This is a genomic window from Microbacterium sp. ZW CA_36, from assembly GCF_044987475.1.
GTDB lineage: Bacteria > Actinomycetota > Actinomycetes > Actinomycetales > Microbacteriaceae > Microbacterium.
Window position 1 is genome coordinate 39,587 of record NZ_JBJDRL010000031.1, and the last position, 14,738, is coordinate 54,324.

Genomic DNA, 14,738 nt, shown 5'->3' on the forward strand with positions numbered 1-14,738 from the left:
CGAACAACGGGAGGTGATGCGATGGCCACGTCTCCGATATCGCGTCGTGTCTTCCTCATCGGCGGGCTGTCGACCGTGGTCCTGGCCGGCTGCTCGGCGCCGCCCCCGGCGAACAGGAACCCGTCCGAGACGATCCCCGCCGCTCCCTCTCCTTCGGGCGTTCCGTCGCCCTCGCGCGCACCCATCCCGTTCGACGTCCGCGAGCTCATCGGCCGGCCGAGGTTCTACGTCGGTCATCGCGGCAGCGGCGACAACTGGCCGGAGCACACTCTCGCCGCCTATCGGAACTCGCTGCAGGCGGGCGCCGAGGCGATCGAGATCTCGGTGTGCGCGACGTCGGACGGCGTGCTGATCTGTCACCACGATCTGTCAGGCGAACGGGTACTGGGCGTCGACAGAAAGATCGCCGACATGACGTGGAGCGAGGTGAGCGCCCTGTCTGTGGACGCCCGGAGCTGGCTGGGCGTCGACACCCCGCTCGAGCCTGTCTCGAGGCTCGAGGACGTCCTGCGTGAGATCGGCCCGGACACGCTGGTGTTCATCGAGGACAAGCAGGGCACGAACACACGTCCGCTCCTGGACCTCCTCGATGCTCAACCCCGGGCGAGGGAGCGCTTCGTCTGGAAGCAGTGGGCGCCGGCCTCACAGGTGCGCGCTGCGAAAGAGCGAGGCTACTGCGCGTGGGGATACTTCGACGTGGAGCAGATCGACCGCCTGGACGAGTTCGCGACGACTTTCGACATCCTGGGCGTGCCGGTGACGATGCCGGACGACGTGATCAGGCGCGTCGTGGCCACGGGGGTCCCGGTGATGTGCTGGGAGGTGCGGTTCCACGACGACGTGGAACGGCTCGCGGGCCTCGGGGTCGCCGGGCTGATGTGCTCCAACGTGGGCTACCTCGTCGACGGCAGGCCTGCCGACCGGGACGCTTTCGCGACCGGCCGACGAGCACCCGGCGACCTTCCTACGGCGATCGCCACCCTCGGCTGGTCTTCTCAGCCCTCGTTCGTCCCGGACCGGGCAGCCCTGCGCATCCAGCGGATGGACCCGACCAGCTATCTGATGGGTTCACTGGCCGTTCCGGGAGCGCAGCTGAGCCGTCTGGACATGACGATCGTCTGGCCGGATGCCGTCCCTCCGCGCGGCGCTGTCGGCGCGGTGTTCGCCTTGACCGGCGACGCGCCGGGAGGGCAGGGCGGGCGGGGCGACGCCGACGGCTATCAGTTCTCGCTTCACGCCGACGGGACGATCGCACTCGCTCGCTGCGAGCGCGGTGTCACCGGATCCGACCTGGCGACGGGCACGGTCGACGCGCCGACCGCAGGCGACCCGGTGCGGATTCGGATCGACGTGTCCGACGACCGGGTGCGCGCCACCGCCGACGGTGGTGAGCCGATAGAGGCCGAGCTCGCTGAGCCCGACGGCAGGGGGCCCTGGATCCGCCTGTTCAAGGATTACGCGTCGAACGAGGCGGTCGAGTTCTCCCAGGTGCGAGTGGTGTCGAGCTAGCTGACCGCCCCACGTATTCCATTATCGGAATGTACGGCTCGCACCGTCTCCGTCCGCCCGGGCGTCGGTCCCAAGGACCCGCGGTCACGCCCGCTTGGGGAACGGGCGTCCACCGGTGACGCCAGCGCCAGTGTGCACCTGACGGGCAGCGGCGGGTGACGACCGCGGGTCCAGCTGTTGGCGGCCGGCGACGCCATTGTCGCCGGCCAAGTCTTCTGGGGGAGCATCAGTAGGCCCCCTTCGGTGCCATCATGACCTTCGCCGTGCGCCACATGATCATGACGTCCGTGGCGATCGACCAGTTCTCGACGTAGCGCAGGTCCAGTCGAACGCTGTCGGCCCATGTGAGGTCGCTGCGACCGCTGATCTGCCAGAGCCCCGTGATGCCGGGCTTGATGTAGAGCCGGCGGTACACGCTGCCGTCGTACGACGTCACCTCGTTCGGAAGCGGCGGGCGCGGGCCCACGATGCTCATGTCACCGCGCAGCACGTTGACGAACTGCGGCAGCTCATCGATCGAGAACCTGCGCAGGATCGCGCCCACTCGCGTCACCCGCGGGTCGCGCTTCACCTTGAACAGCGGCCCCGCGCCGTCGTTCTGGGCGAGCAGCTCAGCGCGCCGCTCCTCGGCGTCGACCACCATGGTGCGGAATTTGAGCATCGAGAACTGACGGCCGTCGCGACCCACCCGCAGCTGGTGGAACAGCACAGGGCCGCGCGAGTCGAGTTTGATGGCGACGGCCACGAACGGCGCGATGAGCGCGATCGGCAGGAGGGCGAGGAGTGAGAGCACCACATCCATCCCCCGCTTGATGGCGTGGATGCCGCCCTCGAACTCGGGGATCTTCACCTGCACGAGCGGCAGCCCGTCGAGGGGCCGCAGCGACAATCGGGGTCCTGCCACGTCGGTGAGCCGGTTGCACAGCACGAGCTCGGCCGCGCTGCCCTCCAGCTCCCAGCCCAGCCGCCGCACGAAGTCGCGGTCGTCGTCCGGCGTGCTCGCGACGACGATGGTGTCGGCGCCGGCCTCGCGACCGTAGGCCGCCGTGAAGCGGATCGACCCGATCACCGGGTAGAGATGATCCTCGATGTCGATCGGCTCGAACACGCCGTCCGTCGTCGTCGCTCCGATCACGAGGAAGGCGTGATGAGGGTCGTGCACGAGCTTCTCGATGACGTACTCGACGTCGTCGCGCGTGCCCGCGACGAGGACCCGTGATACGCATTCGCCACGCTCGCGCTCGTGGATGAGCCACCTGCGCCAGAGCCAGCGGCTCAGCACCAGGGCGACGAGCCCGACGGGCAGCGCGATGATGAGCTGCGCGCGCAGTCCGGGCAGCTGCGCCAGGATGAAGACAACCGACAGGATGCCGAACGCGAAGCCTGTCGCATGCCCGAGGCGCATGTACTCGGCGGCTCCCGCGCCGAGCACGGAGGGTTCCCGCGTACGGGCGAGCGCCAGGAGCGTCATCCACGCGCAGATGACGAAGAGTCCGATGCGGGCGGGTCCGGCGAGCTGTGCGATGGGCACGCCGGCTGCGGCCTCGAAGACGATGGCCGCGGCGGCGGCCGCGGTGATGCAGACCGCATCGGTCGCGATCAGCCGTCGCCGGTAGCGCCTCTCCCAGAGGTGGCGGCGCTCCAGCGACGGCTGCGCGCGAGGGGCGATCGCGTCGGGGAGGACATCCAGAAGTGGGCGCGTCGGAGTTGGGCGTCGGAGGAGCGTTCGGGTCACTCCTCCGGCGCCCGTCGGCGCCGCTTCGATCGCGGTCGGCTTCAGACCGCGGTCCACCGCGCGCACGATGACGCGTCCCTAGCAGACATGTACTTCCCCAGAAGCCCGCACGACGGCACGCCGAACAGGCCATACAACCCCAATGCGCAGACCCGGCCGGGTTGTCGGGTCGTGGGGTCGTTCGATTCGGGTTCGAACTCCCCCTGCGCCCTGTAAATGTACTGCGGCAGCCCGTCGATCGGAAGACTTTGCCCCCGAAAAACTTGACAAGACCAAATCGAAACCTGTAATGCGCCGTGTGCCGCAGCTTCGCTTCAGCCGATCAGGTTCACCAGCGCGTCGAGCCCCATGCCGTAGTTGATGCGCACCGTCGGCAGCGCGAGCTTGTCGGTTCCGATCGTGACGTAGCCGGGCTCGATGGTGCGCGCCATCTCCCAGCCGGCCTGCCGGAGCCCCTCTTTTGCGGTGTCGTTGTAGTGACCGAAGGGATACGCCACGATCTCCTTCACGCCGAGCACGCCGGCGGACGCCTCCATGTCGGCGACGATCTCGGGCACCCCGAGGTTGGTGATGAGACCATCGCCGTTGGCGCCCGCGCGGTGCATGTCGTGGGTGTGCGACCGGCGCAGCACGTACATGTTCGGCGGGGGATCCTGGCGGTACGCCGTGATCATGAACGATGTGGCGAGCACCTTGTACGTGTCTATGACGGGCACCGCCAGGTCGAACCACGTCTGGTCGGCGTCGTCGTCGGTGACGATCACCGAATGGTTCGGCAGGAACAGCCGTCCGTCGATGAAGGCCGACAGCTCATCCCAGGTCGGCAGGTAGAACCCCGTGGTCGCGATGTGGTTCATATGCGCATCGAAGTCGCCGATGTACGCGTAATTGCCCCGCAGCCACCCGCTCTCGCCCTCGGGATTCGCGGTGAACTGGTGGTACATGAGGATCGGGATGCGTGCGTCTTCGGCGGCGTTCTGCTCGGGGCTCATCCACGCGCCGTGCAGCGTCACCCGCCGATCGGTGCAGACGACGGGCTCGGAGCCGTTGACGCGTCCGGGAATGGCGAGCGCCGCGGCATCCTCCGGCGTCGCGTACCAGCCGGCGAACACGAGTCCCTCCCGCGAGGGGATCGGCAGCGCGGCATAGAGCGTGCCCTGCGTCTGGAGCATCGGTGCGTCGGCCACCCCCTCGCCTGCGAAGCTGACGGCGCAGGCCGCGGGGTCCGGCGCGCTCGCCAGCAGCTGCTCCTCCGGAGTGAGCGGGGTCGGGACGGGGGTGGGTGTCGCCGCCGCGGTGGCGCTGGGCGCGGCATCCGCCTGCCGGTCTCCGGCGGCCGCGCGTGCGAACCCGATCGCGGCCACCGTGCCGCCGATCACGGCGAGCACGACGACGGCGCCCGCGATGCCCGCGAACACGCGGCGCCGACGTCGCCGCGCGGAGGGCCGCGCGGGATCCGTGCCGAAACTGGTCATGCGACTCCCCGAGTCCGGACCGCGCATCCCCACGTGCGATCTCTGCTCGGATGCTACCGGGATGCGGCCGCCGATCGCCCGACCCGCGCGCGGGTTGTGGATGAACCGTGTGCCACGACGGCGACGCGTTCGCTACGCTCGGGTCCCATGCTGCCTGCCGACTGGATCGAGTACCGGCGTTCCGACAGCGAGATCCTGGGATGGATGCTCGCCGAGGGCGACGGCTTCCGCGTGTTCGACCTGCTGGGCCGCGAACGGACGCCCGACGGCGCCGGCCCGCTCGAGTGGCTCGCCGCCGAGGAGCTGCTCGACGAGCTCGGCATCGGCTACCTGGCCGACCGGTGGACCCTGCACTTCCCCGACGGCAGCGAACGCCCGGTGCGGATCGCCGAGGCCAGCGCCCGGGGAGTCACCGTCGTCGCCGACGAGTTCGGCGCGGCCTCCGCCGTCGGCGGTGACCCGGAACGGTTCCGCCTGTCCTTCCCGGTGATCGACGAGCTCTCCCCCCGCTGATCCCATCCCGGCCGGAGCCGCCCGCCGCCGGCAGCGCTGAGACATTCCGGTCCGCCGAGCCGGGCCGCATGGGTACAGTGTCCGCATGACGACGCTCGTGCTCACCGTGGTCGGCGACGACCGGTCCGGACTGGTCGCGGCGGTCGCCGACGTCGTCGGCAACCACGGCGGCAACTGGGAGAACAGCCAGCTGGCGGAGCTGTCCGGCGCCTTCGCCGGCATCATCGAGGTATCGGTGCCGGCCGAGCGGGCCGACGAGCTGCGCGCGGCGCTGACCGTGCTCGACGGCCTGCTGAAGGTCGCGGTGCACACCGGAACGGTGGAGCCGCCGCTCGGTACGGCGCGGCCGCTCACGATGCAGGTGATCGGGAACGACCGTCCGGGCATCGTCCGCGACATCTCGTCGGTGCTGGGCGCCCACGGCGTGAGCATCGACAAGCTGACCACTCACACCGCGGATGCCGCGATGTACGGCGGGCGCCTCTTCGAGGCGACGGTCGTCGCCCGGGTTCCGGCATCCGTCGACCTCGACGACCTCACGAGCGAGCTCGAGCGCCTGGCGACCGAGATCCAGGTCGACGTCACCCTCGACACCTGAGCGGCGCGGCGCGCTGCGGCCGAGCCGTTGGGGCCGCTCAGCTGTCACAAACGGTGGGTCGGCGCCACGAATCGTGACAGGCGAGCAGCGCTTGAGCCCGCGGCTCGATCGCAACGTGTGCACGGCCCTGCCCCTCGGTCTCGAGGGGCAGGGCCGGTTCGCAACGGCTGCCGGCGGGCGCGCGATCAGACGATCGCGCGACCCGGACGTGCCGGCGCGAGGCTGAGCGGCAGGTCGAGCCCGCTTGCCGTCCCGGCATCCGGACGGGAGCCGTGGGACTGCTCGGCCACGAGGTAGACGCCGTCCTTGCGGTAGTCGAGCTCGTAGGCCGCGCTGTCGGCAGCACCGGTGACGACGAGCGCCGAGAACCGTCCGCTCGAGCGATCGTGCGCGATGACGCGCACGCCGTCCGCGGAGGCGGCCAGACTGCTCAGGTCCACCTCGAGCGTGCCGGCGTAGTGCGCCGCGCCGCCCACGCTGAGAGCCGGGGCCGTCCCACTCTCCTGCGTGAGCCGCAGCGTGCCGTCGCGGCGCTGGCTGTATGCCGCGCCGATGTGGACGGTCTCTCCCGCGCCGTCGACGAGATCGCCGGAGCGCACCTCCACCGGGCCCGTCCCCAGTGAGTCGGGGTGGCCTGCGACCACGTCGCCTCCCGCGACAAGCACTCCGCCCTCGAAGGAGTTGTCCCCGGCCAGCGTGAGGGCACCGGAACCGCCCTTCGTCAGCCCACCGGCGCCGTCGATGTCGTTGAGCCACACGTCGCCTGCCGAGAATCCGCCGGCCGCGGCATCCATCGTCACATCCACGTCGCGGTCCAGCGTGCCGTAGCCGTGGACGGCGGAGTACAGATCGATGCGCCCCCAGCCCTCGGCGTCGTCGGTCAGGGGCAGACCGGAGTCGAGGGCGGTCGAGTACAGCACCCATCGCAGCTGCTCGTCGCTGAGGTAGGGGAATCGCGAACGCAGCAGCGATTCCGCACCCGCGGGCACATGCGCCGGCTCTCCGGTCGCTCCCACCGGCGTGAGGCCGGCGGTCGTGAGCTCACGGTAACGCGCGAGATCGGCCTGGTACGCATCGCGATCGGCATCCGACATGGTGTCGAGCGCGAGCAGCGACTGCGCGTCCGTGCGCGCCTGTGCGATCAACGGTGCATTCGCGGAATCTTCGAGGGTCGCACCCGCGAGGCCCGTCGCGAGGATGCGTCCTCCGATCACATCGAGCGGCGAGTGCATTCCCGCGACCATGCGGCTGCGGCCCAGCTCGGCGGCGGTCATGAGCAGCTCGTCATAGTGCTCCGGAGCCGAGGATGCGAGCCCCAGACCTGCAAGGAAGGCGGCGTTGGTGTGGCCGCTGGGGAACCCGCCGTCGGTGATGGCATTCTCTTCCGGCACGAGGCGCACCACGAGCTCCGGCACCACCGAGACGTCGTCGCTCCAGCGGAACGGACGCATGTACTGGTAGAACATCTTGGCGTTGTTCGAGGACGCGTACTGTCCTCGCAGTGTGTCGACGAGCCGAACGGCGGAGCCCAGGGCCGAGTCGGCATCGGCCCAGACGCCGTTCGCGTTGCCGGCATCGCTGTACGCCACCTCGAGCGCGTCGGCGGGGACCTCGGTGATCGTCGTGCCCGCTCCCGTGAGGGAGGTGAAAGCCGCGGCGTCCTCTCCCAGCCCGGCGATCATGGAGTAGCTCTGGTGGCGGCGGTCGTCGATCCACGCCTCTGCGCTCTCAGCGTCCGTGCGGTTCTGGGTGAGGCGCTCGACGACGCCGATGTTCTCCGCGTGCAGCTGCGCATCGAGCACGGTGCCGTCGTTCCACGATGCGCCCGGTGTGAAGTACTCGAGCATGGGCGCGAGGACGCCGATGGCCGGGTTCGTGTCGGCCGTCGTGTAGGCATTGGTGTTCTGCCGGTACGTGTCCGCGAACGTGCCGTACGCGCCTCGCTGCGGCTCGATCGCACTCGCGGGAGTGAAGGCCCGCGGGTCGCCGGAACCGGCCTGGCGTGCGGAATCCGACCGGTCAGCGGTGGTCGTCGTGCCGGCCTGGGCCGTCGCCGGTGCCAGGACGAGCGCGGTCACCATCGCGCACGCGACGGCGGTCGTGCCTGCTCTCCGATCGAGGCGAGGTCTGCGGGGGGTGGCGTTCACCACGTCAACTCCTTTGTTCGACAGATCCCGTGGCGCACGACGGCGCACCGAAGCGACGCCCGACGCGGTCTTCACGGGGGAGGGAGATGCGACCGCGTCGTCCTGCCTCGGCAGGTTGCTCCCGTCAACCTAACCGTGCTTTGTCCTTATGTGCAATAGTCCTGACAAATGCTCCGATGTGTCATGCCAGATCGCGCAACCGGGCCGCGAGCCCGGTGTCGTCGCCCGCCCGCCGCTCGTAGCCGACGGCGATGATGAGCAGCACCGCACCGACCACCGACAGCGTGATCCACCAGGGCATGGCGTCGATGCCGCGCCCGATCTGCACCATGAACGCCAGCACGTTCTCGATCGGGAGCACGACGATCCCGATGACGAACGGCGCGGCGAGGCGCTGCGTGGCGCCGACGAGGATCGCGACGAGGGCGATCGCCATGACGAGGATCGCCCGCCACGTGCGCGGGTCGGTGTAGGTGGCGGCGACCGAGGCGCTCAGCATCGTGACGAGCCCGGGCGCGAGCAGCGGCCACGACCCGCTCCAGCCCGCCGGCCACGCCTCGAGCCTGCGCGCCGGCGCGTCGACGGCCGGCCGACGGAGCGCCAGCGCACCCGCCGCGAGGAGGAAGAGGCCGAGGGGCAGCGAGAACCACTCGACCCGGAGGTCGCGCGGGCTCCACGCGACCACGGCCGTCACGAACGACACGGCGAACAGGAACGGCACCGGTGGCAGCCCCGTCGGCCCGCGCAGCCCGCGCGCGGCGACGGCGACCATGAGGGCGAGGAAGCCGAGCAGCAGCCCCCACATCGTCCAGACGACGAACCAGTCGCGCTCGATCGCCGGCCAGGTCGCCACGCCGACGATCAGCACCGCGGGCGCACCGAGCCACCGCGTGCGGGCGAGAGTCGTCCCCTCAGCGGCGTGCCGGTGCAGACCGCGTGCGGCGCTCGCCGCAGCACCGGCACCGAGCAGCCCGAACGCGAGGGCCGCGAGGATCGCCGGATCCGTCGGGGCCGGATCGAGGCCGATGCCCCAGCGAAGCCCCTGGACGGCGGCCGCTGCGGCGGCGACGATCGCGACGGCGAGCGTCGGAACGCGCAGAACGCGCAGGCGCCGAATCCGCGGGGCGGACGCTCGCGAGACGATGACGGATGCCGCCACCAGCGCCCACGCGGCGCTGACGAGTCCCACGGCCCGGCCGGGAGCGACGGCGTCGGCAGCGAACGCCGGCAGGGCGGCATCCGTCCCATCGAGGGCGAGTGCGAGGACCACGGGGACGACCGCTGTCGCGAGTCCGGCGGCGTACAGGCCGGCCGCAGGGCGACCGCGCGCGGTCAGCAGCGCGCCGACGACCGCGGCGCCGAGGGCGGGCGGCAGCAGGTAGGGCTCGAGACCGGTGACGCCGACGATGCCCCAGGCACTCCAGAGGGCGCCGGTGAATGCCGCGCCGGCGAGCGGCCACGCGTAGCGGCGCGGCGCGCTGAGCGCGGTCACGGCGAACCCGGTGCCGAGGATCACGAGCACCAGCAGGGTGGTGGGCAGCCCCGCCGACGTGCGCACCAGCGCGAGCGCGACGGCGATCGCGGCCGTCAGGAGAGCGGATGCCTCGACCGCGAGTCCGGCGGCGCGCGCCTGCGCCTGCGGCAGTCGCCGGCCCAGCGCGTCGCCGATCAGGTCGGCCGACGCCAGGACGCCCGCGACGATCGCCGCGATCACCGGGAGCACCACTGGCGACCCGCTCATGGGCAGCAGCTGCGCGCCGAGGCACACCGCCACGACGGCGACCGCGGGAACGAGCGTCGCTGCCGCCAGCGTGCGCACCACGACGCCGAGACCCGCGCGTGCGGTGGTGACCAGCGTCAGCGCGAGGCCGAAGATGACGGCGGTCGAGAGGGCGGTCCAGCCGCTGCGCTCGAACACCACCTGCAGCACGCCGATCGCGAAGGGCACCGCTGTCACGACGAGCACCGCGTGCCATTCCCGCGACGGGATGCGGCGCGCGAACGTCGTCGCGATGGCGACCGCTCCGGCAGCGCAGGTGGTGAGGCACACCACGACGAGCGGATCGGCGCCCCCGCGGGCGAGCGCGGTCGCGAGCACGACGAGCGCGTACCCGAAGGCGACGCCGACATGCACGAAGCGGCCCGCGCGCGGCACGGTCAGCGCGAGCACGCCGATCGATGCGACGACCGCGGTCCCCGCCCAGACCGTGAGGTCGTCGTCGCGCCACGACAGGATCGCGGCGAACAGGACGGCCGCGTGCGCGCCGGCCACAAGCGGCATGCGGGCGCTGGCCGAGGCGTCGCGCAGCCCGGTGGTGACGACGGCACCCGCGCCGACGGCTGCGACGAGTGCGATCGCGACCCGCGCCCACACCTCGAGGCCGGGCAGCGACAGCACCGTGAGGAACGCGAGCACCGCGTACCAAGCGCCGAGGAACCCGAGCCATCGCGTGCCGAGCGGCTGCGGCACCGCCTCATCACCGGCGCCCGTCGGCAGCGCGACGGAGCGCGGCGGGGTCGTGCCGGCCTCTGTTCGGGGTGCACCCGGCGCGTGGGGCGCGCCGGGCGTTCGGGGCGTGCCCGGCGCGTACGGGGCGTGCGCATCGCGCCCCGGCTGAGCGTCGTGCGCCCCGAACCCGTGGGGGTCGACGGATGCCGCGCCCGTCGCCGCGCCGGCTTCGACGCCGCGGGACGCGGTGATCGCGGCGAACGAACCGAGTGACAGCGCCATCGCGGCGATACCGACGGTCAGCCCCGTCGCGCTGCCGGGCAGCAGGAACAAGCGGTCGGCGGACGGGCCGGCGAGAGCGCCGGCGATCGACAGGAACGCCGTGAGCGTCGGGATCACGGCGATCAGGGCGACCACGCCGGCCGCGCCGGTGAAGAGGGCGCCGCGTGCGACCACGCGGTGCAGCGGGGTGAGGGCGCCGACGGCAACGAGCCCGAGGCCGGCGGCCACCGGGAACGCCGCGAACCAGGTGCCCATCCCGAGCGCGGGCATCCGGCCGTCGTCGCGAGCGCCGAGCCGGCACCCAGGCCGAAGAAGAGCGGCACGAATGCGAGAGCGAGCAGACCGGTCCAGAGCCAGGCACGGATGCCGGCGCGTGGGCCGAGCACTGCCAGCGCGCCGCCCGCGAGCAGCGTCGCGAGCGCGGTGAAGACCCAGCCGTTCGCATCCCGGGGGAGCAGGGGCAGCGCCGCGGTGATCGTGAGCGCCAGGAACACGATCCCGAGGGCTCCGATCGCCTCGGCGGAGAAGCGCAGGTGCCGGCGGGCGAGGAAGGCGGATCCGCCGAGGAAAGCGGCGGCGATGGCACCGACGATCGCTGCGCGCGGCCACGGGTCGGTGAGATCGGGATTGAAGAACGTGAACACCACGGCGGCGACGGCGACCAGCGCCGCACCGGCGACCGCGAGCACGGACTGCACCGTCGCGGAGGCCCGGGGGACGCCGGCGCTCGCGTCGACGCCGGCGGTCGCGTCGACGCCGACGGCCGGAATGGGCGCCACACCCGGCGCGGCAGCCTCCGGTGATGTCTCCGCACGCGCTGCGGCGGAGCTGCCCGTCGCCGCCGTGACCTGGCTCAGCGGCACCTGCGCGCCCGCCAGGCGCTGCTCGCGCAGGTGCCGCTGAGCCAGGTCACGGCCGACGGCACCGGCGAAGTCCGCACCGCACGCGGGGCACCGCTGCTCGGCGACGATCCCCCCGGCGCACACCGGGCAGCGGACGACGTCGAGCAGCTCCGCGATCGCGGTGTCGCTCCAGGCGTGCGTGCGCCGTTCGCTCACGCTCGCGCCGCTGACGCTCGCGCCGCTCACGCTCGCGCCGTTCACGCGTCGCCCTCCCGTGCGGCGATGGCGGCCGGATGGTCGTCGGGCACCCACTCCAGGATGTCGCCGGGCTGGCAGTCGAGCACCCGGCAGATGGCGTCGAGCGTCGTGAAGCGCACCGCCTTGGCGCGGCCGTTCTTCAGCACCGAGACGTTCGCGGGGGTGATGTCGATCGCGGCGGCGAAGTCGGTGACCGACATCTTCTTCTTCGCCAGCTGCACGTCGAGGTTGATGATGATCGGCATCAGACCACCTCCGAGAGGTCGTGCTCGAGCTGCGACGCCTTGCGCAGCAGTCCGCGCAGCACCACCAGCAGCAGCGACAGGCCGGCGCCGACCACGATGCCGAGCAGGCACAGCAGCACGATCGACGGCGATCCGGCCGGCGCGGTGATCAGGAACGCGAGGGTCGTGACGACCAGCACCGTGGCGAAGACGACAGCGGCCAGGCTCACGTCCACCCACACGAACGCGCGCGGCGTGAAGATGCTGTCGGCGCGCACGAGGGTCAGCAGCTGCCAGACGCAGACGAGCACCACCTGGGCGCAGAGGGTGAAGATCACACCGATGACGATTCCCGGGACCTCCAGATACGCGAGGTACGGATACATCCCGGCCAGCGATCGCGCCATGCCGGGCAGCACTGCGACCTGGCACAGCAGCAGCAGTGCGATCAGCACCGCGATGAGTGCTTTGAGGACCACGATCGTTGTGGGGCGCATCACGAACCTATCGATAAACGGCAAGGACCTATCGAAAAACAATAGCTGCGGCATCCGTGTGCCACGCAAGAGGGATTCCTGAGGATCGACTGGCAACGGGCGCGGGGTGGCCCGCGGAAGGCGCGCCGAGTAGCGTGCGGGCGTGGGCTCCGTGACGTACTTCAACTCCGCCTCGCTCGACGGCTACATCGCCGGACCCGACGGGCGGTGGGACTGGGCGACCCCCGACGCCGAGGTGCACGCGTTCGTGAACGAGCTCGTTGCGCCCGCGCGAACTCACCTCTACGGACGCAAGGTCTACGACGTCATGAAGGTGTGGGACGACCTGCCGCTCGAGGACCTGTCGCCGGCCGAGCGCGAGTTCGCGCTGCAGTGGCGCGACGCCGACAAGATCGTCTACTCGAAGACGCTCGACGCAGTGACGACGCGTCGCACCGAGCTGCGCGCCGACTTCGATCCCGTGGCGGTGAGAGAGATAGCGGATGCCGCCGCCGGCCCGATCGCGATCGGCGGCGGGCAGCTGGCATCCGTGGCGGCGCGCGCCGGCGTCCTCGACGAGGTGCACGTGGTGATCGCGCCCGCGCACATCGGCGGCGGAGTCCGCTTCCTCGACGCCGGCCTGCGACTCGATCTGGAGCTCATCGGCGAGCGCCGCTTCGCGAACGGGTTCGTGTACCTCGGCTACCGCGTGCGGTGGGGGAAATGAAGAAACCCCCTCCATGTAGAAGCTAGGAGAGGGTTTCAGTGGCTCCGACCGGCATCGATCCGGTGACCTTTCGATTTTCAGTCGAACGCTCTACCAACTGAGCTACAGAGCCGCGCGACATCTCTTATACAAGACCTGCCGCGTCCTAGACGAAAGGCCCTCTTCGAAAAAAGGGCCCGTCGCTCGGAGCGACCCTGACGGGACTTGAACCCGCGACCTCCGCCGTGACAGGGCGGCACGCTAACCAACTGCGCTACAGGGCCATGCTTTTGAATTATGGGAGTGACCCCAACGGGATTCGAACCCGTGCTACCGCCGTGAAAGGGCGGCGTCCTAGGCCGCTAAACGATGGGGCCGGGTGAACCCTGGGGCTCACTGCCGAGGACCAAGCATACGTAATCACTGGGCAAAACGCGAATCGAGGGCGTGGCGCCCTTGTGGATCCCGTCGCCCGGGCGCAGACTGACCGGGTGACCGCTGCCCGAGGCGGCGGCCGACATGCGCCACTGGGGGTTGCGCATGTTACTGATGTTGCTAGTGTGAAACGAGTTGACGCCGCGAGGGGAGGACCCGGTGCAGCCCGAAAACGTCACCGTGAAGACCCTTGCCGACGACGCCGCGGAGTGCGGGTGCGCCCCTTCCGCGAGTGAGCAGCGGCGGCTCTGGCCCGCGATGAACCGGCGCACAGCGCTGGGACTGGGCATCCTGGGCGTCGCCGCGCTGAGCGCGACCGCCGGCACGATCGGCCCGCTCGTCAGCCCCGCGTACGCCGCGGACTACCCGTCGTGGGACGACGTCGTCGCCGCGAAGAACAACGAGGCGGCCAAGGCCGCCGAGGTCACCAAGATCCAGCAGCTGATCGCCGGACTCGAGGCCGATGTCGCGGCCAAGCAGCAGATCGCGCAGCAGCTGGCCGACGAGTTCTACGTCGCGCAGCAGGCGTACTTCGACGCGGCGCTGCGTGCCGACCAGCTGCAGCAGCAGGCCGACACGCAGGGGGCGGCTGCGGTGGATGCCGCGAACAAGGCCGGCCGCGTCGCCGCCCAGCTGTATCGCAACGGTGGCGACGACACATCGCTCGAGCTCTTCTTCGCGGGCTCGGCCTCGTCGGCCGACGACCTGCTCGCTCGCCTGGGCACGATGGACAAGCTCGTGCAGCGCAACCAGGACGTCTACGCGCAGGCGGTGACCGCCCGCGACTCGGCACAGAGCCTGAGCGATCAGGCCGCGGTGCAGCGTGCCGAGCGCGACCGGCTGCAGAAGGTCGCCGAAGAGAAGATGGTGGCCGCGCAGAAGGCCGCCGACGAGGCGCAGGCCGCTCTCGACGCGCAGAACGCCAAGCGCGGCGAGCTCGAGGCGCAGCTCGCCGCCCTTCAGGACACGGTCGCCAAGACGGTCGCCGACTATCAAGAGGGCGAGCGCATCCGCAAAGAGGCCGAAGCCGCCGCCGCGGCTGCGGCCGCGGCAGCGGCCAAGGCCGAGGCCGATCGCCTCGCCCAGCAG

The 14,738-nt window shown here is 71.0% G+C and carries 12 protein-coding genes and 3 tRNA genes; 5 read left to right on the forward strand and 10 right to left on the reverse strand.

What is annotated here, in order from left to right; genetic code table 11:
- Positions 1-21: 21 nt before the first annotated feature.
- The gene (locus ACI3KX_RS13810) at positions 22-1,509 is read left to right on the forward strand and encodes a glycerophosphodiester phosphodiesterase (protein ID WP_404910098.1); all 1,488 of its coding nucleotides are present in this window, start codon (positions 22-24) and stop codon (positions 1,507-1,509) included.
- A gap of 226 nt (positions 1,510-1,735) precedes the next feature.
- On the opposite strand, the gene ACI3KX_RS13815 is transcribed toward ACI3KX_RS13810, so the two are convergent.
- Positions 1,736-3,301 (reverse strand): sugar transferase, encoded by a 1,566-nt coding sequence (locus tag ACI3KX_RS13815; protein ID WP_349425923.1) that lies wholly within the window; start codon positions 3,299-3,301, stop codon positions 1,736-1,738.
- Between the two features lie 257 nt (positions 3,302-3,558).
- Positions 3,559-4,719 (reverse strand): polysaccharide deacetylase family protein, encoded by a 1,161-nt coding sequence (locus tag ACI3KX_RS13820; RefSeq protein ID WP_363356510.1) that lies wholly within the window; start codon positions 4,717-4,719, stop codon positions 3,559-3,561.
- 147 nt (positions 4,720-4,866) lie between these two features.
- On the opposite strand from ACI3KX_RS13820, the gene ACI3KX_RS13825 reads away from it, so the two are divergent.
- Positions 4,867-5,232, forward strand: a complete 366-nt coding sequence (locus ACI3KX_RS13825; protein WP_363356511.1) for a hypothetical protein — start codon at positions 4,867-4,869, stop codon at positions 5,230-5,232.
- An 85-nt stretch (positions 5,233-5,317) separates the two neighbouring features.
- On the forward strand, positions 5,318-5,830 hold the full coding sequence (locus ACI3KX_RS13830; RefSeq protein ID WP_349425927.1) for an ACT domain-containing protein: 513 nt from the start codon (positions 5,318-5,320) through the stop codon (positions 5,828-5,830).
- Between the two features lie 185 nt (positions 5,831-6,015).
- On the opposite strand, the gene ACI3KX_RS13835 is transcribed toward ACI3KX_RS13830, so the two are convergent.
- The 5 genes from ACI3KX_RS13835 to ACI3KX_RS13855 form a co-directional block, all read right to left on the reverse strand.
- Positions 6,016-7,980 carry a phosphatase PAP2 family protein gene (locus tag ACI3KX_RS13835; protein ID WP_404910099.1) on the reverse strand — a complete coding sequence of 655 codons (1,965 nt, stop codon included), beginning with the start codon at positions 7,978-7,980 and terminating at the stop codon, positions 6,016-6,018.
- A 178-nt stretch (positions 7,981-8,158) separates the two neighbouring features.
- The gene (locus ACI3KX_RS13840; protein WP_404910103.1) at positions 8,159-10,708 is read right to left on the reverse strand and encodes an SCO7613 C-terminal domain-containing membrane protein; all 2,550 of its coding nucleotides are present in this window, start codon (positions 10,706-10,708) and stop codon (positions 8,159-8,161) included.
- A 122-nt stretch (positions 10,709-10,830) separates the two neighbouring features.
- The gene (locus ACI3KX_RS13845; RefSeq protein ID WP_404910100.1) at positions 10,831-11,811 is read right to left on the reverse strand and encodes a hypothetical protein; all 981 of its coding nucleotides are present in this window, start codon (positions 11,809-11,811) and stop codon (positions 10,831-10,833) included.
- Positions 11,808-12,053, reverse strand: a complete 246-nt coding sequence (locus ACI3KX_RS13850; RefSeq protein ID WP_349425929.1) for a helix-turn-helix transcriptional regulator — start codon at positions 12,051-12,053, stop codon at positions 11,808-11,810. The genes ACI3KX_RS13845 and ACI3KX_RS13850 overlap by 4 nt, the downstream gene beginning before the upstream one ends.
- Positions 12,053-12,529 carry a DUF2975 domain-containing protein gene (locus ACI3KX_RS13855; RefSeq protein ID WP_363357046.1) on the reverse strand — a complete coding sequence of 159 codons (477 nt, stop codon included), beginning with the start codon at positions 12,527-12,529 and terminating at the stop codon, positions 12,053-12,055. The genes ACI3KX_RS13850 and ACI3KX_RS13855 overlap by 1 nt, the downstream gene beginning before the upstream one ends.
- Before the next feature lie 142 nt (positions 12,530-12,671).
- Here ACI3KX_RS13855 and ACI3KX_RS13860 point away from each other — a divergent pair, with 142 nt between their 5' ends.
- A complete protein-coding gene (locus ACI3KX_RS13860; protein WP_404910101.1) occupies positions 12,672-13,235 on the forward strand; it encodes a dihydrofolate reductase family protein in 564 nt (187 codons plus the stop codon).
- A gap of 39 nt (positions 13,236-13,274) precedes the next feature.
- Here the strand turns inward: ACI3KX_RS13860 and ACI3KX_RS13865 are convergent.
- The 3 genes from ACI3KX_RS13865 to ACI3KX_RS13875 all read right to left on the reverse strand — a co-directional run bounded on the left by ACI3KX_RS13865 (position 13,275) and on the right by ACI3KX_RS13875 (position 13,591).
- Positions 13,275-13,347 (reverse strand) — tRNA-Phe (locus ACI3KX_RS13865).
- Positions 13,348-13,424: 77 nt separating this feature from the next.
- Positions 13,425-13,498, reverse strand: a tRNA-Asp gene (locus ACI3KX_RS13870).
- 20 nt (positions 13,499-13,518) lie between these two features.
- Positions 13,519-13,591 (reverse strand) — tRNA-Glu (locus ACI3KX_RS13875).
- A gap of 217 nt (positions 13,592-13,808) precedes the next feature.
- Here ACI3KX_RS13875 and ACI3KX_RS13880 point away from each other — a divergent pair.
- Positions 13,809-14,738: coiled-coil domain-containing protein (locus ACI3KX_RS13880; protein WP_404910102.1), on the forward strand; the 930-nt coding region annotated here is incomplete at its 3' end.